We start from the raw sequence: 20,490 nt of genomic DNA on the forward strand, positions 1-20,490 counted from the left end.
CAAAAGTTTCGAGATATCCAAAACCATAGCTGAGATTTAGATATCATCCACTTTTAACTAAAGTGTTCACACAAAAACTTCAATTATGACAAAGAAAGAAGCTATCAAGATTTTCGAAGAAAAAAAAGTACGTACAGTCTGGGACGATGAAACAGAGGAATGGTTTTTCTCTATAGTAGACGTTGTAAGTATCCTCACCGAAAGTGTGGATGGAAGGAAATATTGGAATAAACTCAAACAAAGGCTAAAAGCTGAAGGTAGTGAGTTGGTGACAAATTGTCACCAACTGAAATTACCTTCTACCGACGGGAAATACTACAAAACCGACGTGGCTACGACAGAACAGCTGTTCCGGCTTATCCAATCCATCCCGTCCCCTAAAGCTGAACCTTTCAAACTATGGATGGCTCAAGTGGCAAAAGAGCGATTGGATGAAATGCAAGACCCCGAGTTAACGATAGATCGAGCCATGAGGGAATATAAAGCGTTGGGCTACTCGGATAACTGGATTAATCAACGCCTTAAAAGCATCGAGATACGTAAAGACCTAACCGACGAATGGAAACGGCACGGACTACAAGAGGGTATTCAGTTCGCTACCCTTACAGATATCATCTATCAAACGTGGGCCGGTAAAACTTCCAAAGAAAAGAATCCGCAACATTTCGAAGAGGACCAAGTTATCGCCAAACAAGGAGGAAAAGCAGCAGAGGCCGCCCGCAAACAACTTGAAAGCGATTTAGGCCACTCGGTAATCTCTCCCCTCAACGCTAGAACCGGATTGAGACTTAAAGATAAAAACGACAAAGAATAGACAAAAAGCCCCGATCGAGAAACCGACCGGGGCTTATTCTTTTTCCGCTTTCTTGCCTCACGGAAATACTGACGGAGAGCTTTAATTTTTTACTTTAGTATTAATATCCCCGCATGTTCAACCTCACGGTTTACTTGAAGACGAATCTCCGCACGGGAATCTTAGAATTATATATCTTCTTCAAATGCTTTTCGCATTTTATATCAAAAGTGCTTATTTAACAACCACCTTCGTAGTCTCACCGTTAACGGTTACGAATACTACACCTGCCGGAGCAGCGATCGTAGCGTTATCGGAAGCGACTACCTCGTTAGCGACAGCCTTACCAAGAACTGTAGCGATTGTTACAGTCTGGCCAGCCGCACCTTGTACGGTTACAGTACCGTTACCAGCGATAACCTTAACAGAAGACTCAGCCTCGATACCTTCGTTAGATGTCGGAGCCTCTACAGCCTCAACCGTAAACTTGTAAGCACCCGCACGATTCGTCAAGTACATTACGTCATTGTTGACAGCGAAGTATCTATCGTTCTCGGCAACAGTCTCCATGATCGGGTTGTTCCACTCGTCAACCGCATAATTATAATTATTAGGATCACGATATTGTCCATCCTCTCCAGTGTAAACTTTCTGTTGCGTACGAGTCAAGTTCGGAAGTTCGATCATGTACTCACCCTCGTTGTCTGTCAATACAAACGCTACAGCAGCCGGGCTAGCCTCAACATCTACAGTATCAGCTTTCTCCGGACCAAATACCAATGTATCCGTAGCGAAAATCTCGCCCTTAACAAATCCTAAACGAACTTTCTTAACTCCACTTACAACCGTATATTTCTTATCGGCTACAGAATCCGTCAAGGAAACCAAATAGTTCATCTTATTGGCAGCCTTGTCCTCATCTGACAAACCACGAGAAGTAGCGATATAATACAACGGCATTACCGGATTGGCTAAGCAAGCCGTATCCAACCACATGCTCAAATTCTCCGGAACTACAGCGGAAGTATCACCCAAAGATTGACCTTCACGCAATGTGCTAGCGAAGCCTTCGCCATCCATCGTCACAGCCTTGCCATCATCGGCTATTGTAGAGATGATCTTATGTCCCATCGACATCTCGGCATAAGCATCCTTCTTGCCCTCTACCAAAGAGAAGATGTCACGAGTTGTATTACATAGATATGTTGTACCTAACGTAGAAGTTGTAACATTTACAGCTACCTTATTTTCGTCTTTTACATAATACGGCTCATAAGAAACATGCATTTTCGCATCTTCATCAGCAATCTCAAAACGACCTGTAGTACGATTCAACTCAAGAGTAATTGCGTTTTCTTCAGAATCTCCTAATAACTCACCTGTCTCATCATCAACAATCACAAACTCAGATGTACTCAAAACTGATCCACTATAGTTATAGTAGGTTTTCTCGTCAGAATACATACCATAACGATGTGCCACGATCATCTTATATTGACCTTCCACACCTGTTTCCTGGAATAAATAAGCGTACGAAGGATAAGTACTTAAATACTCTGTATTGAAATACTTACCATTATCAGCTTTCAAATTATAAGCAGAATAAGTCAAAGAGTCTGTACCATATTTACCAAACCCTACAAGTTTAACAGCTTCAGGATAGAACTTAACAGACTCATCAGCCGTGATACCAGACTTAACAGCCGTAGCATCATCCTTACCTTCTACTACGAATATATCATCTCCTAAGCCTTCAGATACAACGTTCAGAGCTACACGGAATGTACTCAATACATCAAAGTGCTTGTAACCTACATATTTGCTTGCATTCGTTACAGGAACCATCTTGATCGTATCAGAAGTACCGGCAATAGCGTACGTATTCTCACCTACAACATACATTTTTTTATTCACAATCGTTGCATTAGTAGTTTCATTACCTACGATCAACTTGTCTTCAGTAACACGGTTTGCGATCGTATATACGCCATTCTCGCCAGAAACGACCCAATGATTAGTAGCAACTGTTTCATTACCGTCTGTCAAGACCGGCAATAGATAATTTCGTTCACCTTGACTCAAATTTTGCGTATACCAATTTGCGCTCGTATAAACATATTCTCTAATATTTTCCTCGCAATTAGCACCAAACGCTTGTCCCTTAAACGGATTAGCAATCAACTTTTCATTGTCATCACGAGAAATACTCTTGATAGTCTCACGGGCATCCGTTACGATATAAGCAACCTTCGTATTCAAGTTAGCCTTAGTACCCTCTTTCAAAGTGATAACAGGATACTCAGGAACTCGTACATTAGCTTCATAGATACCTGTAGACAACACCTTAGGACCACCAGCAAAAGACGCCCACGCTACATACGGAGTAGCATTCGCATTCTGAACCTTGTAGCTAGAGAATACCTTATTATCTGTTGTATAAGGTACATTTTGGATCTGAATATCGAATCTGTCACCAGTTACATCATCAATATGCTTGATCACCTTAAACATATTAGCTCCCTCTACATACAATTTACCGAAGTCTTTTTGTTCTTTATCGGCAGGAGCTATTACTACGGTTGTATCCGTCGTGAATTTATAACCAGCACCAGTCTTACCATTATCTGAAACAGATTGATAAGAGTAGTAAGCATTATCCACGTAGATATAAACAGGTTTATCTTTTTTATAACCGGCCTTTACTCCGTAATAAGCCAACTTATAAAACTCACCGTTTCCCTCTGCTACCAATTTCTTACCTGTAAAAGGATTATCCTTTACATCACTGGCAAAAGATAATTCGAAATAAGCTCCGCTATAATCATTCAAATCAGCGGCAGACATAGCGGAAGCCTTCGGCGAATAAACAGTCAACGCCTGCCCGGCAGACTGACCTGCCTTTTTCACCTTTACTTGGCCACCAACTAAAGCTACAGTGTAAGTATCATTTCCCTGTTTGTTATACAAGGCTTGCCCCGGAGTCCATGCCCATTGATCCAAACCAGACGCAATAATAGATGTAGCACCATCTTTCTTTGCGAATTTCAATGTTGAGCCAGTAGCCTTATTAACGAAAGTGTAAACAGCAGAACCAGAAACTTCTTGGCTAACTTTCTTGATCTGCCATAACATAGAATCCGCATGAGCGAAGTCCAAATTAGAAAGAGACGCAACTTTAACACTATCCTTTCCGTCATGCTTTGTCATTTGCAAAGCTTCCGTTGTGGAAGTGCCTAAGAAATAGTACTTCGTACCTTTTACGTCTGTTACCGCGGTAGGATTCACGTCTACATTCGCAGCATTCATGGTTGCGAATGTTCCCAGTGACAAAAACGCAGCTACAAGAGTAGAAAACTTTTTGTTCATAATACTGAAATTAATATTAATACTAGTGTTTATTAAGATAATCAAGCTATTACATCATTCGAAGACATTCAATTCGCCGTAAAAACGGCTAGCTTAAACCTTCGTTTAAATCTTGCGTTTTTTAGCTCTTCGGAAGGGCGTTTGTATGAAGAAGCGGCGGGTTTGTCAATAATAGGCTATCGTATTGATAAGAAAGCGGATAAGGAGATAAAAAAATAATGAGTAAGGGTTGCAAGTGTCAAAGAAACGCGTACCTTTGCAAATGCAAGATTTAAACGAAGGTTTAAACTAATCGTTTTATACCTTATAAATATTAATGTACGCACGTACATATGTTAATAATATTCCCCACTCAGTCTAACATCTATCAAAAGCTTTCCCTTTTGACATTCTGACAAATTGTAAACTGAACCTCCCAAGAATCGATTTTTCTAGGCCAACGTACAACTCATCGCCAAATACGCAAGAAAAAATCAGCAATCCACTCATTGACAGAACAATGTCTAAAAATCGCCTTCCGTTCTAGCGAAATTCATTCATCGTAATTCATATCTATTGACTTCTTCGGGCTATCTCATAGGGTTACGACTGGGTTCTAACAGGGTTACGATGCCTATTCACGACTACTAACAACCCTATTCGTGACTGTTTATAATGCCCAACAACAGTATAGGCGTTACCCAACGCGACTATAGGCGCAAGCTTTTGCCGCATATCGTGCGTAAAAAGCCATACTTTTCCATGAAAAACCCCGATTATCGTCTTCCCCTTCCCCCTATTTCACGATGCCAGCAAAAAGGGATTGTCACGATTCAAGCCTTATATCAAGCAAAAAGTCAAGACAACAACCGTTTTCACGACATGAGATTCCTTCAAGATACTTGATATAACGGTAATATTATGACCTTCAAAAAACACGTACGTCTTTTTCCGGAAACATGTACATGTTTTTTCAAAAAGACGTACGTATTTATTTTTAAAAGCGTATCTTTACCGCAAGAGATGGAAAAAGAACCATCCCTTTCATATTAATCACTAAAACCTATAAGCACTATGGGAAAATTTATCAATCCCTTCACCGATTTCGGCTTTCACCGGATATTCGGACAGGAGGTACACAAGGAGTTACTAATCGATTTCCTGAACCAATTGTTCTTCGGAGAGCACGACATCGAGGACATCACGTTCCTTAACCCGATTCAGACCCCCGAGACGCTGGACGACAGGGGAATCGTTTTTGACGTGCATTGCAAGGATAGCAACGGAAACCTGTTCGTGGTTGAGATGCAAACCGGCGCACAACCCTATTTCCACGACAGGGGACTGTACTATCTAGCGAGGGCCATCAGTAACCAAGGACAAAAAGGGAAGGACTGGAAATTCGCATTACAACCCGTATACGGGGTATTCCTACTTAATTACAAGATGGACGTGAACTCAAAGTTCCGGACCGATGTTATATTGGCGGACCGGGAAACCGGAAGGATGTTCAGCGACAGGATACGGCAAGTCTATCTCGAGCTGCCTTACTTCCAAAAAGAACCGGACGAGTGCGAGAATGATTTTGAACGTTGGATTTATTTATTGAAGCATATGGACACTTTAGAGAGAATGCCGTTCAAGGCAAAAAAGGCGGTCTTCGATAAGTTGCTAGAAGTAGCCGACGTGGCAAACCTCAGCAAGGAAGAACGCATACAATACGACGAGGCCCTGAAACGATACAGGGATTATAAGAATACGATCGATTACGCAGAGGAGAAAGGGATATTGAAAGGGAAAGAATCTACGGCCCGTAACATGAAAGCCGAGGGAATCGCACCTCTCATCATCCAAAAATGTACAGGGCTCTCCCTTGAGGATATAGAGAAACTATAAAAATAAACCCTCCAGCCCTATTTTCGCTAACCGAATGGTTAGAAGAACAAGGCTGGAGGGCTTGTTTAATATCTATAAGGAAAGAGATCCTTAGATTCTCTCCAATGTAGCTGTAATAAACTCCCATATCTTCTGTACGGAATGAATATTCACTCGCTCGTCCGGTGAGTGCGGATATTCCAAATCCGGTCCGATAGAAACCATATCCATATCCGGATAAGCACCTTGGATGATACCGCATTCCAATCCGGCATGCATCACCTTCACCTCAGGTTCCTTACCAAATAAATCCAGATAGGTAGATTTCATCAAGTTCAATATCGGGGAATTGATATTAGGCTGCCAGCCATTATAATGACCGGACTCCTCCACCTTAGCCCCTGCCAAAGCGAATACACTTTCCAGACTTGAGCAAACAGAATCCCTGCGAGACTCGGATGAGCTACGCACCAAGATCTTCACCTCGATCAACTCATCAGATGTCTTCACGATCGCCAAGTTAGAGGAAGACTCAACCGTACCCGGGAAATCATGCAACATGCTAATCACACCATTCTGGCAACCTTCGATCGCATTGATCAAATCATCCTGTATCTCCTCCGGAATCAACGTAGACGGCAATTCAACCATCTCCGCGACGAAATCGATCTGACCCTCCACACCCATATACTCCGTACGGAACATATCTTGGTAATCAGCCACTAGCTCCCAAAGAGACTCCACGTTATCACCCGGAATCGTTATCACGGCAAAAGCCTCACGAGGGATAGCGTTAGGCAAGGAACCACCCGCCACAGAAGACAAACGAGCGCCATAATCGCATACCGCCTCTTTCAAGAAACGGAAGATCAACTTATTCGCGTTCGCACGCCCTAAATGAATATCCACACCGGAATGACCACCTTTCAAGCCAGCCAAGCTAACCTTGACAGCCACGTCACCTTCCGGAATATAAGTATCCTCCTTAAATTGGAAAGAGACATTCACGTTAGCGCCACCTGCGCAACCTACGAACAACTCCCCTTCCTTCTCGGAATCACAATTCAATAAAATATCACCCTTTAAGAAATGCGGCTTCAAGCCGAAAGCGCCGTCCATTCCCTGTTCCTCATCAATCGTAAACAGGGCCTCGATCGGTCCGTGACGCAAGCTATTGTCCGCCAACACGGCCATCGCCAGAGCGGCGCCCATGCCATTGTCCGCCCCCAAAGTCGTCTCACGGGCCGTCACCCAATCACCGTCTATGTAAGCGTCGATCGGATCTTTCTCGAAATCATGCTTTACGGAAGAGTTTTTTTGGGGAACCATATCCAGATGAGACTGCAATGTCACGGTCTTACGACCTTCCATTCCGGGCGTAGCCGGCTTACGGATCAATACGTTACCCACCTCATCTTGCAGGGTTTCCAATCCCAATCCTTTACCAAAGGATATCATAAAACGGGTTACTGCCTCCATATGTCCGGTCGGACGGGGGATTTGCGTAAGGTCATAAAAATAACCCCATACATGCTTCGGAGATAGATCTTTGATTTCTGCTGACATAGATGTTAATAATTTAGTTCAGTTCATATTTAATACATATCTTGTATTCATCACGAAACAGCGACCGGAGCCTTTTTGTTCTCCCGGTTGGTGAGCGGTAAAGCCACCACGCCGAATAATCCGCACAATCCAGTCCATACCGTCTGTACCGTATGAACGACCAAGGCGAACGCCGCCGCGTCATTCTCGTTCACGCCAAAACAAACCAAGGTAGCGATCACCATGAAATGCCATGGTCCGATACCACCTTGAACAGGCACCGCCACGCCGATACTACTCATCGTAAACGTGATCAGCCCGACCACGATACCCAAGTCCTTGGTAAAGTCGAAAGCATAGAACGTAATATAAAAGTAACAGAAATAACCTCCCCAAATCAATAACGTCTCTATCACGAAACGCATCTTATGCTCCATGTACCAGATACTCTTCATACCGGTCCATACATTCTTCAACATGCCTTTGGCTTTCTGTACCAGCGTAAAGTTACTCATATAAGTGAATACAAACCAAATTACAGCGACAAAAATTATCACCGCCACGTAAATCCATATCGAATTAAACATGGATTGGAACCCTTCGAGCAAAGCCGGGTTCTTAGCGAAGAAACTCGTAAAGAAGCTTATATTAAATATGAATATCATCAAGGTTATCAAACCGACCATGATCGTATCGCTCACACGGTCGATCAATAAGGTACCTAAAAGCTTGGTAAACGAGATCTTATCGTATTTCGTGATCATGCCGCAACGCCATACCTCGCCGACACGGGGCAATACCAGATTCACCGCATAATTACCCAGCACGGCGTAAATCACGTTACTCATCTTGAAGCGCTCGCCCAAGGAACTGATCAGCAATCCCCACCGTAAGCCACGGACGATATTGGCGAACAAGCCGAACAGTAAAGAAACCAGAATAATATCATAACGAACCCCCTCCTTGACTACTCGCCAAATCTCAGTGATATCCATTTTCCGATACAAAAACCAAAGGAGTAAACAGCCGAAGGCTAAAGGTAGAATTATCTTCAGAAACGTACGTAGAATGCTCTTAAAATCCATTAGGTATAGGGAACTTTAAATTATTTATTGTACTTTTGTGCATCCGCAAAGATAAGCATAATATTTAAAAACAAACACATTACACCGAAAAGTGGATGAGATTAGTTAAGCCAAAAAAAGCATTAGGGCAACATTTCCTAAAGGATCTGCAAATAGCACAGCGCATTGCGGACACACTCGATACTTTCAAATCCTTGCCGGTCTTGGAAATCGGACCGGGAATGGGAGTCCTTACCCAGTTCTTGCTGGAGGCGGGACATGATTTAACCGTTGTCGAGTTGGACATGGAATCCGTAAATTACCTGAACCAGAATTTCCCCGATCTGAAAGGACGTATCATCGCCGAGGATTTCCTGAAATTGGATCTCTCGAAGCTATTTCCGGGGCAGTTTTGTGTGACCGGTAATTATCCCTATAATATCTCCAGCCAGATATTCTTCAAGGTCCTCGATTATAAGGACCAGATTCCCTGCTGCTCGGGGATGTTACAAAAAGAGGTAGCGGAACGCCTAGCGGCGGGTCCCGGTAGCAAGACGTACGGAATCTTGAGCGTATTGCTCCAAGCTTGGTACGACGTGGAATACCTCTTTACCGTCAGTGAGAAAGTATTCGATCCGCCTCCAAAAGTGAAAAGCGCCGTATTGAAAATGACTCGTAACGACCGCAAGGAGCTGGGATGCGACGAGAAGTTATTCAAGACCGTAGTAAAGACCTCATTCAACCAACGAAGGAAAACGCTTCGTAATTCCATGAAACCCCTATTGGGTAAAGATTGCCCGGATTACGCCTTGCCGATATTCGACAAGCGCCCGGAACAGTTATCCGTGGAGCAATTCGTGGAACTGACCTTGATCAGCCAAAAGCATCTGGAGAAGCAGGCTGGTGATGTCCTATAATAATATAAGAGTCCAATGATCGAACTGACGAAAGATTACATCGAGAACCTGAAAAGCATCATCGAGGCCAAAGATGACGCGAAGGCACAGGAGGTACTTCATGAACTATATCCTGCCGATATAGCCGAGCTTTATCAAGAACTGAACTTGCAAGAGGCCATTTATCTCTATCTATTGATGGATGGCGACAAAGCGGCGGATGTCTTGATGGAGCTGGATGAGGAAGACCGTCATAAATTATTGAAGGAACTTCCCAATGAGCTTATCGCCAAGCGTTTCGTCGATAACATGGAAACGGATGATGCCGTTGACTTGATGCGTGAGTTGGACGAGGATACCCAAGAGGAGATCCTTTCGCATATCGAGGACGTAGAGCAGGCCGGTGATATCGTGGACTTGTTGAAATACGACGAGGACACCGCCGGCGGTTTGATGGGTACCGAGATGATCGTGGTGAACGAGAATTGGAGTATGCCCAAATGTATCGACGAGATGCGCAAGCAAGCGGAGGAGATGAGCGAGATCTATTATGTATATGTAGTGGATGACGACGAGCGCTTGAAAGGTGTGCTCCCCTTGCAGAAACTGATCACCCACCCATCTGTCTCCAAGATCAAGCACGTCATGAAAAAAGACCCGATCTCCGTTCGCGACAGCGACAGTATCGAGGAGGTTACGGAGACGATCGAGAAATACGACTTGGTAGCCTTGCCCGTAGTCGATAGTATCGGACGTCTGGTAGGACGTATCACGATCGACGACGTTATGGATGAGGTACGCGAGCAACACGAGCGTGATTACCAGTTGGCATCCGGTATCTCGCAAGACGTGGAAACCTCGGATAATGTATTCACCCAAACCGCCGCCCGCCTACCTTGGCTGCTGATCGGCATGATCGGAGGATTGGGAAACTCCGTTATCCTCGGTGGTTTCGAGAGCAGTTTCGCCACTAACCCGAAGATGGCGCTATTTATCCCGCTGATCGGTGGTACCGGTGGAAACGTAGGCATACAATCTTCCGCTATCGTGGTACAAGGCTTGGCAAACAATACCTTGAAGGAAGGGAATATCGTACCGCAAATCCTAAAAGAGTCCGTAGTCTCGTTAATCAATGCCAGCATTATCAGTCTGGTCGTGTTCATTTACAACTTCTTCATGCTGGGAGACCGGGGGATTACGGCCTCCGTATCTTTAAGCCTATTCGCCGTCGTAATGTTCGCCAGTATATTCGGCACGTTAGTTCCCATGACCTTAGATAAGATGAAGATAGATCCGGCCTTGGCGACCGGACCGTTTATCACCATTACCAACGATATTATCGGTATGATGATTTATATGTTCATTACTTCTGCGTTAGCTTGATGCCACGGGTGGGCGAACCCCGCCCCTATTATGTTAAAATAATATGTTATAGAACATATCTACGAAATAGCTGTTATCTTTGTAGCGGTTATCAAAAAAGGTAGAAAAACTATGCTAACAGAAGCTTTTTACATTCTCTTCTTCTATTTCACGGGAGAGTTTATCAGCTACTTTATCGACGGTTTCATACCGGGTAGCGTAATTGGGATGGTGCTATTGTTCTTAGCCCTCGCGTTCAAGAAAGTAAAACCTGAAAAGGTGAAACGCCTTTCCACGGTTCTTACCCAAAACATGGGATTATTCTTCGTTCCTGCCGGTGTAGGGCTTATGAATTCCTTCGGGATCATCTCCGAGTATTGGGCAGTCCTGCTGATCGCTTCCGTAGTAAGTACAATTTTAGTCATCGCCAGCGTAGCGTTGGTGCAACAAAAACTGGAAAAGGGAAAATAGACCATGGATAATCTGGCGCATTCCGAGATTTTCGCTCTTACCTTGGTAATTGGTACCTACCTGACTTCCTTGGCTCTTTACAAGAAAGTCCATATCAGTCTTTTGCATCCTTTGCTTACGACCATCTTCGTGATTATCGTGGTACTGGAAGTCCTAGGCATTCAATATGAGTCGTTCCAGCAAAGCAGTCATTTGATCCATTTTATGCTGGGGCCTTCCGTAGTGGCCCTTGGCTATGTGTTATATGAGCAAATCCAATATCTAAAGGGAAATGTCGTTTCGATCTTGACTTCCGTATTTGTCGGGGCCATTGTCGGAATCGTAAGCGTAATCATCATCGGTAAATTGATGGGAGCCGACCAAGCGTTGATCGCCACGCTCCAACCGAAATCCGTCACCACCCCGATCGCTATGGGGATAGCGGAGAAAGCGGGCGGCATACCTTCACTTACCGCCGTCATCGTCGTAGCGGTAGGAATCTTTGGCAGTATAGTGGGCCCTATCGTGATGAGGGTACTGGGAATAGATAGCCATATCGCTAAAGGACTGGCGTTAGGGGCTTCCTCCCATGGAGTAGGAACAGCAGCGGCCATTCAAATCGGGGCCATCGAAGGAGCATTAAGCGGACTGGCGATTGGCTTGATGGGTATCATGACAGCGGTCTTGGTTCCGGTTATTCGATTGATTTGCAACTATTTTTCCATATAAATACGCAAAACTTTTTGCTACTTTAGCAGGAATGTACTACTTTTGCACCCGAAAATCGTTAAGGATTACTCTATAACATATATAAATAAAGAAAATAAATATGATCAATTCACAAGACATTAAGAAAGGAACTTGTATCCGTTTGGACGGAAAACTCTATTTCTGCGTCGATTTCCTTCACGTAAAACCGGGTAAAGGTAATACCATCATGCGTACCACATTGAAAGATGTTGTAAAAGGCGGTCAGATCGAGCGTCGCTTCAACATCGGTGAGAAGTTGGAAGATGTACGTGTAGAGCGTCGCCCGTATCAGTTCACTTATACGGAAGGCGAGCATTATCATTTCATGAACCAAGAGACATTCGATGACGTGATCATCGACAAAAACTTGATCAACGGCGTTGATTTCATGAAAGAGGGAGAAATTGTAGACGTTGTTTCTGATGCATCTACCGATACGGTTCTTTTCGCCGACATGCCTACAAAAGTTCAATTAAAAGTTACTTATACAGAACCGGGTATTAAAGGTGACACTGCTACTAACACCTTGAAACCGGCAACCGTAGAGACTGGTGCGGAAGTTCGCGTTCCGTTGTTCATCAACGAGGGCGAGATTATCGAGATCAATACGACTGATGGTTCTTACGTAGGCCGTATCCGCGAGTAATCCGGGTCTTGTCAAAATATACGGTTCCCGCTTGATAAGCAGGCGGGAACTATTTTTTTAACCAAATCATAAACCTTTCCCGACTATGAAAGAAAAGACAGGAAAACTTTCCATCAAGGAATGGGCCGAAGAAGACAGGCCCCGTGAGAAAATGCTTCAAAAAGGCGCTTCCGTATTAAGCGATGCCGAATTGATCGCCATACTGATCGGATCCGGCAACAATGAGGAGACGGCCGTACAACTCTCTCAACGGATACTTCACTCCGTAAACAACAATCTGAATACATTGGGTAAACGTTCCATCAAAGAATTAACTTCCGGCTTTAAAGGTATCGGAGAGGCGAAGGCGGTCACGATCTGCGCCGCTATGGAACTAGGGAAACGGCGGGAAACCTCAGAGGCGTCTCCTCAAGATGCTATCCGAAGCAGCAAAGACTCCTATCTCCTATTCCGTACCCAACTATGCGATTTACCTTATGAGGAACTCTGGATCGCTCTAACCAATCCATTAAATAAGGTGATACAAAAGGTAAAAATCAGTCAGGGCGGAGTAAACCAGACTTCCGTGGATATCCGTTTGGTATTAAAAGCGGCGATCAACGCCTTGGCCTCCGGTATAATCCTATGCCATAATCATCCATCCGGTAGCCTCCGCCCCAGTACGCACGACGATGCCTTGACCGAGCGTATCCAAAAGGCGGCGAAGCTGATGGATATTAGGATACTGGACCATATCATCCTGTCCGATAGCGGTTATTATAGCTATGCGGATGAAGGAAGGCTGGTCCGGTGAAACAAATTCTCTTTTCCCCCGGTTTAGTATATAGAAGTATTAATGTATATTCGCGTATAAAACAAAAGAAGATGAACAACGAATTTCTCCAAACAGAAGAAGCGATCGTCGCTATGCTGAAGACGGTATACGACCCGGAAATACCCGTAAACGTATACGATCTTGGGCTTATATATAAGGTAGATATCGATGAGGAAAAAAATGTACGCATCGATATGACCCTCACCGCCCCGAACTGTCCGGCGGCCGATTTCATATTGGAAGATGTCCGTATGAAGGTAGAAGCGGTCGATGGGGTGAACAATGTAGAGGTAAACCTCGTCTTCGAGCCGGAATGGGACAAGGACATGATGACGGAGGAGGCTAAACTGGAATTAGGTTTTCTATGAAAATATATTTCGCCTCAGACGCACATCTGGGAGCCCGTTTCCACAAGGACCCTTTAGCCATCGAGAAGAAACTGGTACGTTGGCTGGATAGCATCAAGGAAGACGCTTCCGCCATTTGGTTTCTGGGAGATCTATTCGACTATTGGTACGAATACAAATACGTCGTGCCGAAAGGCCATGTACGTTTTCTGGGGAAATTGGCCGAGTTAGCGGACAGAGGCATAGAAATACATATCTTTATCGGTAACCATGACATCTGGATGTTCGACTACTTGCCGAAAGAGATAGGCGCCATCATCCATCGGGATACCTTGACAGTCGATTTATTAGGGAAACGTTTCTTCCTCGGGCATGGCGATGAGGTAGATTTCCGGAGTAAGGCATTCCGTCTGATCAGGGCTATTTTCCGGAATAAGTTCTGCCAATGGTTATATGCAGGAATACATCCCCGCTGGACGTTCGGGTTCGCTTTAGGTTGGTCGCTCAACAGCCGGAAGAGTGGACTGGAAAAGCAAGAGGCTAAAAAGTATCAAGGGGAAGACGCTGAATATATGGTTGTTTTCGCCAAGGAATATCTAAAGACGCATCCCGATATAAACTTCTTCATTTTCGGCCATCGCCACATCATGTTGGACTTGATGTTAAGCCGTACCTCCCGTATTCTCATAGCCGGGGATTGGATGCAATTCTTCTCTTATATCGTATGGGATGGCGAGAATCTGTATATGGATCAGTTTCTGGAAGAGACGGACGGACAATCTTATCCCAACACATAAGACAGCGTTGTATGATGTGCTCATACAACGCTGTCCGGATTCTCCGCTTACTTTACCGGGATATAACCAACCTTCTTCACCGTCGCTTGTCCTTCGGCAGACATCACATAATCGATGAACGGTCGCACCTTTGAGGCATTCTTCGTCTCATAGTAGTAGAACAACGGACGGACAACCGGATAGGTCTTATTCCTTGCGTTCTCCAACGAAGGCTCCACGTAGGATTTTCCGGCATCATACGATACATGGATCGGCTTCACTTCTTTATTCAAATAAGCAAGACCTACATAGCCAATGGCTCCTTTCGTCTGGCTTACGCTTTGGATAATGGCACCTGTAGCCGGCATGCTCAAGATACCGTTCATATAGTTCTTATTTTTCAACACGCTCTCCTTGAAGAACTCGTAGGTTCCGGAAGAAGTCTCGCGGGAATAGGCCACGATCTTCATATCCGCACCACCCACTTCTTTCCAATTCTTGATCTTGCCGGTAAAAATGCCTTCCAATTGCTCCCGGGTCAGATTGGATACCTTGTTGGAAGGATGCACGACAACAGCCAGAGCGTCGTAGGCGATCACCTCCTCTTTCGTTTTCTTCCCGGCTTCTTGCAACTTCATGCGCTCGTCGAATTTCATCTTACGGGAAGCCATCGCTATATCCGTAGTGCCTTCCATCAAAGCGGAGATCCCCACGCCGGAGCCACCACCCGTCACCGTTATCTTAGCAGCTTTGTTCTTATTCATGAAATTCTCGGCTTCAGTCTGGGTAAGAGGCAAACAAGTATCGCTACCCTTTATCTTCTGGGCAAACACATTCGTAGCAAACAAACACGCTGCCATGGCAGCTAATAAAATCGTCTTCTTCATTACTTTGTATTTATCTTTTATTTACGATACAAAATAAATACTTCGGTATTTCAATGGGATGAAACAGATATTACAATCCTATGAATTAAAACTTATATTGAAGACGGACTGTCAATACATTATCCTTCCGGTCGTTCTCGTAGCCCTTCACGAGGTTACTTTTCTCATTGAAGTTAAACTCGTAGTAAGCTTGTAGACGGATATGTTTATTGAAATTATAGATACCGCCGATACCTATCGTGCTTTGAGCCAAGTCGGTTTTTGAGGTGAAGCTATTTTCCGCCCCTACCTCATTTCCACTCACCTTCGTATTCGGATCGTAAACGTCATATTTCAATACGGCGGAGAAAGGAGAGGCGCCTATATCCTGTACCAAATAAAAGAAGTAACCAAGGAAAGGGCGCTTAAACAAAGAATTTTCCGGCAAATTCTCCGGTCGGGTACTGTAGTTCGGGCTTTTACTGCTCCCGGCGATACCGGGTTGGGTACCGATCAAACCTTCCGCACGGAGAGTGGTCTTTCCTAAAGATGAAAGAAAACTAAACTGTCCATCCAAACCTAAATACTGGCGCTTCATATAAGTACCCGTCTCTCCCATATCCCTCTTAACGAAATGATTGCCACGCATCTCATATGCCTCGGTAGTCGGGTTGTAGACAAAACCATGGTAATAGGAGAAACCGGCTCCCCATTTTCCCCAGTCGCCTATCGCCTTCTCGGCACCCAGACGCCCGATGAAATCTTTCCGGCTATCCGTCTCCCGGTTGATACTGTTTCCGGCAAACAGACCGGCATCCAATCGCAAGAAACTCAATGGGCTGGTAGTCTTGGTACGTAAGGTAAGCATCGCTCCCAAGTCACGCTCATCCGGGAAGAAATACTGGATAATAGTCGCTCTCTCCGGAGATTCGAGAGAACTCGTGGAATAACAGACCTCATAACCGAAAGGACGGTTGAACACACCAGCCATCAACTGGCTACGCTTCGTCCAAGGGTCCTTGATACCGATATACAGATCACGGAAACTTACTCCCTTATCATTCACCTCGATCTGGACAGCACCTGTTCCGATCCCATCATTGTACTCGAACTTCATACGGCCCCGGCGGATACCGATCCGGTTAAACCCTTTATCCAAGTTCTCGTTCTTATCGCCCACCTTCAAGGTAGCGTCCTCCTGTCCATATTGGTATTGTCCTTGGATATAAGCGGAAACCTTGAAATTGCTTAGCTTCTGGACTACCTTATCCAAGGTAGTCACTTCCGTAGCCAAGGAATCGATACGTTTTTCCACCGACTGATCCACCTCCTGCGCTCCCATACTGAATGGAAGCAGCACTAACATGAGCGCTATAACTTTTCCAAATTTCATTCCTAACTATAAAAACTATATTTGCGTCGCAAAGTTACAACGCTCCTGTTTCACACCCGTTTCACATACATTACAATCCTGTTACAGACGTCTTGCCTAATTATTCAGGGACGAATTTACATAAAATAATCGGTTCGTTCCATACATTGCACATGACTAGAATATTTGCGCGATAATTCTGGTCCATTTCGCACATTTATTGGGATATTGTGCTACCTTTGCCTCGATTATTGAAACACTATATTTATTTTTTTAATGAAGACATTAACAATCGGAGACCTAAAGGCTCGTATTCCAATCATCCAAGGTGGAATGGGCGTAGGCATCTCTCTTTCCGGCTTAGCCTCGGCCGTCGCAAATGAAGGTGGGATCGGCGTTATCTCCGCAGCCGGTCTCGGACTTTTATATAAGAAATTGTCACCCAGCAATTATACAGAAGCTGGGAATCTCGGGTTAGCGGAAGAGATCCGCAAGGCCCGGGAAAAAGCGAAAGGTATCATCGGCGTAAACGTAATGGTAGCTCTTTCCGACTTCGCTGAACTGGTAAAGACCAGTATAGCGGAAAAGGTAGACATCATTTTCAGCGGTGCTGGACTGCCTTTGGACTTGCCTTCTTTCCTCAAGAAAGATAGCGTCACCAAGCTGGTTCCCATCGTTTCCAGCGCACGTGCCGTACGTATCATCTGCGAGAAATGGAAGAATAACTATGATTATCTTCCGGATGCGGTGGTACTAGAAGGCCCGAAAGCGGGTGGACATCTGGGATATAAGGAAAACCAGTTGGAAGACCAGCATTTCTCATTGGAAGAATTATTACCTCAAGTCGTAGAGGAAGTCTCTCATTTCGAGCAGAAATACGACAAAAAGATCCCGGTAATCGCGGCAGGAGGCATTTATACGGGTGAAGATATCAAACGCATGATAGACCTTGGAGCATCAGGCGTTCAGTTAGGAACCCGGTTCGTTACCACCACGGAATGCGATGCCTCGGAAGCCTTCAAACAGACCTATATACAGGCCGAGGAGAAGGACATAGAGATCATCAAAAGTCCCGTCGGCATGCCCGGACGAGCCATCCATTGCAGTTTCCTTGAGAAAGTAAAGGCGGGAATCAAGCAACCGAAAGCTTGTCCCTTCAACTGTATCAAGACGTGCGATATATCACGCAGCCCGTATTGTATCGTCACCGCCTTATACAACGCCTTCAAAGGGAATTTCGAGAATGGATACGCTTTCGCCGGCAGTAACGCTTGGCGAGCGAATAAGATCACTTCGGTACGGGAAACCATTACCGAGTTGATGAATGAATGGAAAGCGAAATTATAAGCACAAAAAAAGCCTCCGGAAACGGGGGCTTTTTTTTATATTCGAAGGTAAGTATCTCCATTATTGCTCGGCTAACCAAGCAGCCAGCTCATCCCGGTTCGCAGCGGCATCTTGCACGCCGGCTTGGGCAGCTTGATCGAAATATTGCATAGCGGTCGTATAATCCTTCTTCATCGCATAAGCGACACCTAGGTTATTCCATGCTTCCGGCAAATTAATACCTTGCAAACGACTGATGGCCGGATCGTAAGCACCAGTCTCAATCTCAAGGGCCGCCGTATTTAATTGAGCGATCGGGTCGGTCGGATAAAGACGAACGGCGATATCGAATACCTCCTTGAACTGATCGCTACCTTTATCATAAGAATTGGCTACCAAGAACATCTCATTCAAACTTAAATATTGAGGTTTCGTCTTGATCACTTGCTTGGCCTCGTTCACGTCGAACGGACGTGCGATATAAGCCAAGGTATAATCAATACGTCTTAAAGGAGGATAGTATTTATCCAATAATATCTTATAAGTCCGACCTCCGTTCAAGGCATGTAGTTTAGCCTTGCGCTTGTTTATATCTTGAATATCCAAGATCTCCAGAATCTCCTTCTTATTCGCCAAATCCGATTTCGTAACCTCTTGACGCAATCCGATCCAATCCTCACCCATCCAATTCACTTTCATCAAGGAAGGATCTATCTTCTCCTTATCTTTCATGTAAGCGACAAAAGCCTTGGCACGACTCTCGGACAATCTCATATTATAATCGTAGCCACCTTCCGGGGAAGCGTATCCGGTAACCTTAAATTCGGTAAAGCTAAGATTCTTATCGTTACGGACTTCCGTTACAATCTTATTCACCTCATTCAGCACGGTAGCGTTATCCTTGAAATCACGTAACAATACGGACTTGCCTACCTCAAAGTTTAAATAAGCGGAATGCGTCTCGCTCCGTTGTTTCACAGGCTCTACCGGAGGAGTAACATAGCTAAGCTCATAAACGGGAGGAGCTAACGGAGGCAATACACGGCTCATCACCCCATAGATGTCATTTGAGACCTCACAAGAAGCGCATCCCGTGGTATTCTCATCCACCATCAAGGTAGCGTTTCGCATCCATCCCGCATAGGGTACGGACAATTCCACCGGAATCAATTCCGGCCCCTTCTTCGTCTGACGGATAATCAAGCTAGGAGTTTGGGGAAATTCATAACTATTGAAACCCAACTCACGGTTCAACGCCTTCATACGTGCCCGCCCGGTAATCACGATCGGGTTAAACTGGTAAGACTGCGATTTATCCACCGATTGCAATACCGGTGTCAGGATGACCATCTCTTGGGATTTCAAACGCAGATTGCTCAGATTGGTCGTAAAATTCATCATAAGCCGGCTTCCGTCCTTCTTTGCGCTTACATTCTCGAAACTAACAGTTCCTCGCACACCGTTCTGTGCCTGTAGGCTCACACCTCCGAGGAACAATAAAGCGATACATATACTCAATAAATGTCTCATATCTCTCTAGATCGTTTTTTAGTGGATAAAATAAATGATAGAAAGGGCCGCTTTCGTTACACCCCAATAGTTCGAGTTCTTGGTCTCGATCTTGGTGCCACATTCCCCGCAATTATACTTATCATAATGTACACGGGCATAACCGGCGCCGATAGCGGCTTCTATACTCCAACGCTTATTCAGTATCCATTGATGTCCCAACGTAAGTCCGCCACCGTACAAATAACCATCATAACGATGGTCCTTCAAATTAGGGAATATGCCAAAGGGTAATTTAATCCCAGCGATATTATACTGTCCGCCCAACGCATGCACGCCAATAAACGTACCGTTGAATTTCTCGCAAGTCCAATAACGCACTTCCGGCATGACAAGCCAGTGCTTCAGTTTCTTACCGTCATTGAACTTGAAAGGATTATATCCCGCCGAGACATCCAATGTAACCTTTTTGCTTAAGCCCACCTCGAATCCTAAGTTCGGAGTCGTAGTCGCGTCGTAGAGAAGATTGTTCTTCAACGCGAAATGTTGTGCGCTCATAGATAAGGAAAATAACAATGCTAATCCAAGTAAAAATGCTTTCTTCATTTCTTATAAGCTTAATGATTTGAAGAAGAAACAGGAATAAACGGGTTTTAGTTTTCGATAAGCGTTAATAAGATATGATCATTAAATTTAATTATATTAATAGTAAAGGGAATGCGGAAGGCGCTTTTATCGCTTATCCACATTCCCT

General features: G+C 44.7%; 18 protein-coding genes. 11 read left to right on the forward strand and 7 right to left on the reverse strand.

All coding sequences use genetic code 11. The features are described 5' to 3' along the window. The first annotated feature begins 85 nt into the window (after positions 1–85). Entirely contained in the window at positions 86–814 is a 729-nt protein-coding gene (locus tag ACYIA1_RS13805) for a BRO-N domain-containing protein (RefSeq protein ID WP_443899939.1), read from the forward strand. Between the two features lie 213 nt (positions 815–1,027). On the opposite strand, the gene ACYIA1_RS13810 is transcribed toward ACYIA1_RS13805, so the two are convergent. Continuing rightward, positions 1,028–4,159, reverse strand: a complete 3,132-nt coding sequence (locus ACYIA1_RS13810) for a DUF6383 domain-containing protein (protein ID WP_480335557.1) — start codon at positions 4,157–4,159, stop codon at positions 1,028–1,030. A gap of 1,053 nt (positions 4,160–5,212) precedes the next feature. Here ACYIA1_RS13810 and ACYIA1_RS13815 point away from each other — a divergent pair. Further along, positions 5,213–6,034: an Rpn family recombination-promoting nuclease/putative transposase gene (locus ACYIA1_RS13815; protein ID WP_011966904.1), complete on the forward strand. Its 822-nt coding sequence runs from the start codon at positions 5,213–5,215 to the stop codon at positions 6,032–6,034. A gap of 90 nt (positions 6,035–6,124) precedes the next feature. Here the strand turns inward: ACYIA1_RS13815 and ACYIA1_RS13820 are convergent, their stop codons facing one another. Further along, the gene (locus ACYIA1_RS13820; protein ID WP_196006084.1) at positions 6,125–7,579 is read right to left on the reverse strand and encodes an aminoacyl-histidine dipeptidase; all 1,455 of its coding nucleotides are present in this window, start codon (positions 7,577–7,579) and stop codon (positions 6,125–6,127) included. Positions 7,580–7,629: 50 nt separating this feature from the next. Beyond that, the gene (locus tag ACYIA1_RS13825) at positions 7,630–8,643 is read right to left on the reverse strand and encodes a lysylphosphatidylglycerol synthase transmembrane domain-containing protein (RefSeq protein WP_480335559.1); all 1,014 of its coding nucleotides are present in this window, start codon (positions 8,641–8,643) and stop codon (positions 7,630–7,632) included. Positions 8,644–8,738: 95 nt separating this feature from the next. Here ACYIA1_RS13825 and rsmA point away from each other — a divergent pair, with 95 nt between their 5' ends. From rsmA to ACYIA1_RS13865, 8 genes are all read left to right on the forward strand, one after another. Then, entirely contained in the window at positions 8,739–9,539 is an 801-nt protein-coding gene (rsmA, locus tag ACYIA1_RS13830) for a 16S rRNA (adenine(1518)-N(6)/adenine(1519)-N(6))-dimethyltransferase RsmA (RefSeq protein WP_480335561.1), read from the forward strand. Positions 9,540–9,554: 15 nt separating this feature from the next. Then, entirely contained in the window at positions 9,555–10,901 is a 1,347-nt protein-coding gene (gene mgtE / locus ACYIA1_RS13835; RefSeq protein WP_005861206.1) for a magnesium transporter, read from the forward strand. Between the two features lie 111 nt (positions 10,902–11,012). Then, the gene (locus ACYIA1_RS13840) at positions 11,013–11,351 is read left to right on the forward strand and encodes a CidA/LrgA family protein (RefSeq protein ID WP_005861203.1); all 339 of its coding nucleotides are present in this window, start codon (positions 11,013–11,015) and stop codon (positions 11,349–11,351) included. A 3-nt stretch (positions 11,352–11,354) separates the two neighbouring features. Next, positions 11,355–12,059, forward strand: a complete 705-nt coding sequence (locus tag ACYIA1_RS13845; protein WP_005861201.1) for an LrgB family protein — start codon at positions 11,355–11,357, stop codon at positions 12,057–12,059. A 100-nt stretch (positions 12,060–12,159) separates the two neighbouring features. Further along, a complete protein-coding gene (gene efp, locus ACYIA1_RS13850; protein ID WP_121737042.1) occupies positions 12,160–12,726 on the forward strand; it encodes an elongation factor P in 567 nt (188 codons plus the stop codon). Between the two features lie 85 nt (positions 12,727–12,811). Beyond that, on the forward strand, positions 12,812–13,519 hold the full coding sequence (radC, locus tag ACYIA1_RS13855) for a RadC family protein (protein WP_005866762.1): 708 nt from the start codon (positions 12,812–12,814) through the stop codon (positions 13,517–13,519). Positions 13,520–13,590: 71 nt separating this feature from the next. Continuing rightward, positions 13,591–13,908: a metal-sulfur cluster assembly factor gene (locus ACYIA1_RS13860; protein WP_005861198.1), complete on the forward strand. Its 318-nt coding sequence runs from the start codon at positions 13,591–13,593 to the stop codon at positions 13,906–13,908. After that, the gene (locus tag ACYIA1_RS13865; protein ID WP_005861197.1) at positions 13,905–14,684 is read left to right on the forward strand and encodes a UDP-2,3-diacylglucosamine diphosphatase; all 780 of its coding nucleotides are present in this window, start codon (positions 13,905–13,907) and stop codon (positions 14,682–14,684) included. Before ACYIA1_RS13860 ends, ACYIA1_RS13865 begins: the two co-directional genes overlap by 4 nt. Positions 14,685–14,731: 47 nt before the next feature. Here ACYIA1_RS13865 and ACYIA1_RS13870 read toward each other — a convergent pair whose 3' ends face one another. After that, the gene (locus ACYIA1_RS13870) at positions 14,732–15,550 is read right to left on the reverse strand and encodes a PstS family phosphate ABC transporter substrate-binding protein (RefSeq protein ID WP_005861193.1); all 819 of its coding nucleotides are present in this window, start codon (positions 15,548–15,550) and stop codon (positions 14,732–14,734) included. Between the two features lie 85 nt (positions 15,551–15,635). Continuing rightward, the gene (locus ACYIA1_RS13875) at positions 15,636–16,922 is read right to left on the reverse strand and encodes a porin family protein (protein ID WP_121962002.1); all 1,287 of its coding nucleotides are present in this window, start codon (positions 16,920–16,922) and stop codon (positions 15,636–15,638) included. Between the two features lie 255 nt (positions 16,923–17,177). On the opposite strand from ACYIA1_RS13875, the gene ACYIA1_RS13880 reads away from it, so the two are divergent. Further along, positions 17,178–18,248 (forward strand): NAD(P)H-dependent flavin oxidoreductase, encoded by a 1,071-nt coding sequence (locus ACYIA1_RS13880; protein ID WP_005861189.1) that lies wholly within the window; start codon positions 17,178–17,180, stop codon positions 18,246–18,248. Positions 18,249–18,308: 60 nt separating this feature from the next. On the opposite strand, the gene ACYIA1_RS13885 is transcribed toward ACYIA1_RS13880, so the two are convergent. Continuing rightward, positions 18,309–19,757, reverse strand: a complete 1,449-nt coding sequence (locus ACYIA1_RS13885; protein ID WP_480335566.1) for a DUF3868 domain-containing protein — start codon at positions 19,755–19,757, stop codon at positions 18,309–18,311. A gap of 18 nt (positions 19,758–19,775) precedes the next feature. Continuing rightward, positions 19,776–20,342 (reverse strand): DUF3575 domain-containing protein, encoded by a 567-nt coding sequence (locus ACYIA1_RS13890; protein ID WP_121961248.1) that lies wholly within the window; start codon positions 20,340–20,342, stop codon positions 19,776–19,778. Between the last annotated feature and the right edge of the window lie 148 nt (positions 20,343–20,490).

It is taken from the genome of Parabacteroides sp. KHUB-02 (assembly GCF_056640955.1).

What these genes read in the sequence shown, in the direction of transcription:
- mgtE (WP_005861206.1), top strand. Translation starts at nt 9,555, where the DNA reads ATGATCGAACTGACGAAAGATTACATCGAGAACCTGAAAAGCATCATC.
- rsmA (WP_480335561.1), top strand. Translation starts at nt 8,739, where the DNA reads ATGAGATTAGTTAAGCCAAAAAAAGCATTAGGGCAACATTTCCTAAAG.
- ACYIA1_RS13810 (WP_480335557.1), bottom strand. Translation starts at nt 4,159, where the DNA reads ATGAACAAAAAGTTTTCTACTCTTGTAGCTGCGTTTTTGTCACTGGGA.
- radC (WP_005866762.1), top strand. Translation starts at nt 12,812, where the DNA reads ATGAAAGAAAAGACAGGAAAACTTTCCATCAAGGAATGGGCCGAAGAA.
- ACYIA1_RS13805 (WP_443899939.1), top strand. Translation starts at nt 86, where the DNA reads ATGACAAAGAAAGAAGCTATCAAGATTTTCGAAGAAAAAAAAGTACGT.
- ACYIA1_RS13885 (WP_480335566.1), bottom strand. Translation starts at nt 19,757, where the DNA reads ATGAGACATTTATTGAGTATATGTATCGCTTTATTGTTCCTCGGAGGT.
- ACYIA1_RS13840 (WP_005861203.1), top strand. Translation starts at nt 11,013, where the DNA reads ATGCTAACAGAAGCTTTTTACATTCTCTTCTTCTATTTCACGGGAGAG.
- ACYIA1_RS13890 (WP_121961248.1), bottom strand. Translation starts at nt 20,342, where the DNA reads ATGAAGAAAGCATTTTTACTTGGATTAGCATTGTTATTTTCCTTATCT.
- efp (WP_121737042.1), top strand. Translation starts at nt 12,160, where the DNA reads ATGATCAATTCACAAGACATTAAGAAAGGAACTTGTATCCGTTTGGAC.
- ACYIA1_RS13815 (WP_011966904.1), top strand. Translation starts at nt 5,213, where the DNA reads ATGGGAAAATTTATCAATCCCTTCACCGATTTCGGCTTTCACCGGATA.
- ACYIA1_RS13860 (WP_005861198.1), top strand. Translation starts at nt 13,591, where the DNA reads ATGAACAACGAATTTCTCCAAACAGAAGAAGCGATCGTCGCTATGCTG.
- ACYIA1_RS13875 (WP_121962002.1), bottom strand. Translation starts at nt 16,922, where the DNA reads ATGAAATTTGGAAAAGTTATAGCGCTCATGTTAGTGCTGCTTCCATTC.
- ACYIA1_RS13865 (WP_005861197.1), top strand. Translation starts at nt 13,905, where the DNA reads ATGAAAATATATTTCGCCTCAGACGCACATCTGGGAGCCCGTTTCCAC.
- ACYIA1_RS13870 (WP_005861193.1), bottom strand. Translation starts at nt 15,550, where the DNA reads ATGAAGAAGACGATTTTATTAGCTGCCATGGCAGCGTGTTTGTTTGCT.
- ACYIA1_RS13845 (WP_005861201.1), top strand. Translation starts at nt 11,355, where the DNA reads ATGGATAATCTGGCGCATTCCGAGATTTTCGCTCTTACCTTGGTAATT.
- ACYIA1_RS13820 (WP_196006084.1), bottom strand. Translation starts at nt 7,579, where the DNA reads ATGTCAGCAGAAATCAAAGATCTATCTCCGAAGCATGTATGGGGTTAT.
- ACYIA1_RS13825 (WP_480335559.1), bottom strand. Translation starts at nt 8,643, where the DNA reads ATGGATTTTAAGAGCATTCTACGTACGTTTCTGAAGATAATTCTACCT.
- ACYIA1_RS13880 (WP_005861189.1), top strand. Translation starts at nt 17,178, where the DNA reads ATGAAGACATTAACAATCGGAGACCTAAAGGCTCGTATTCCAATCATC.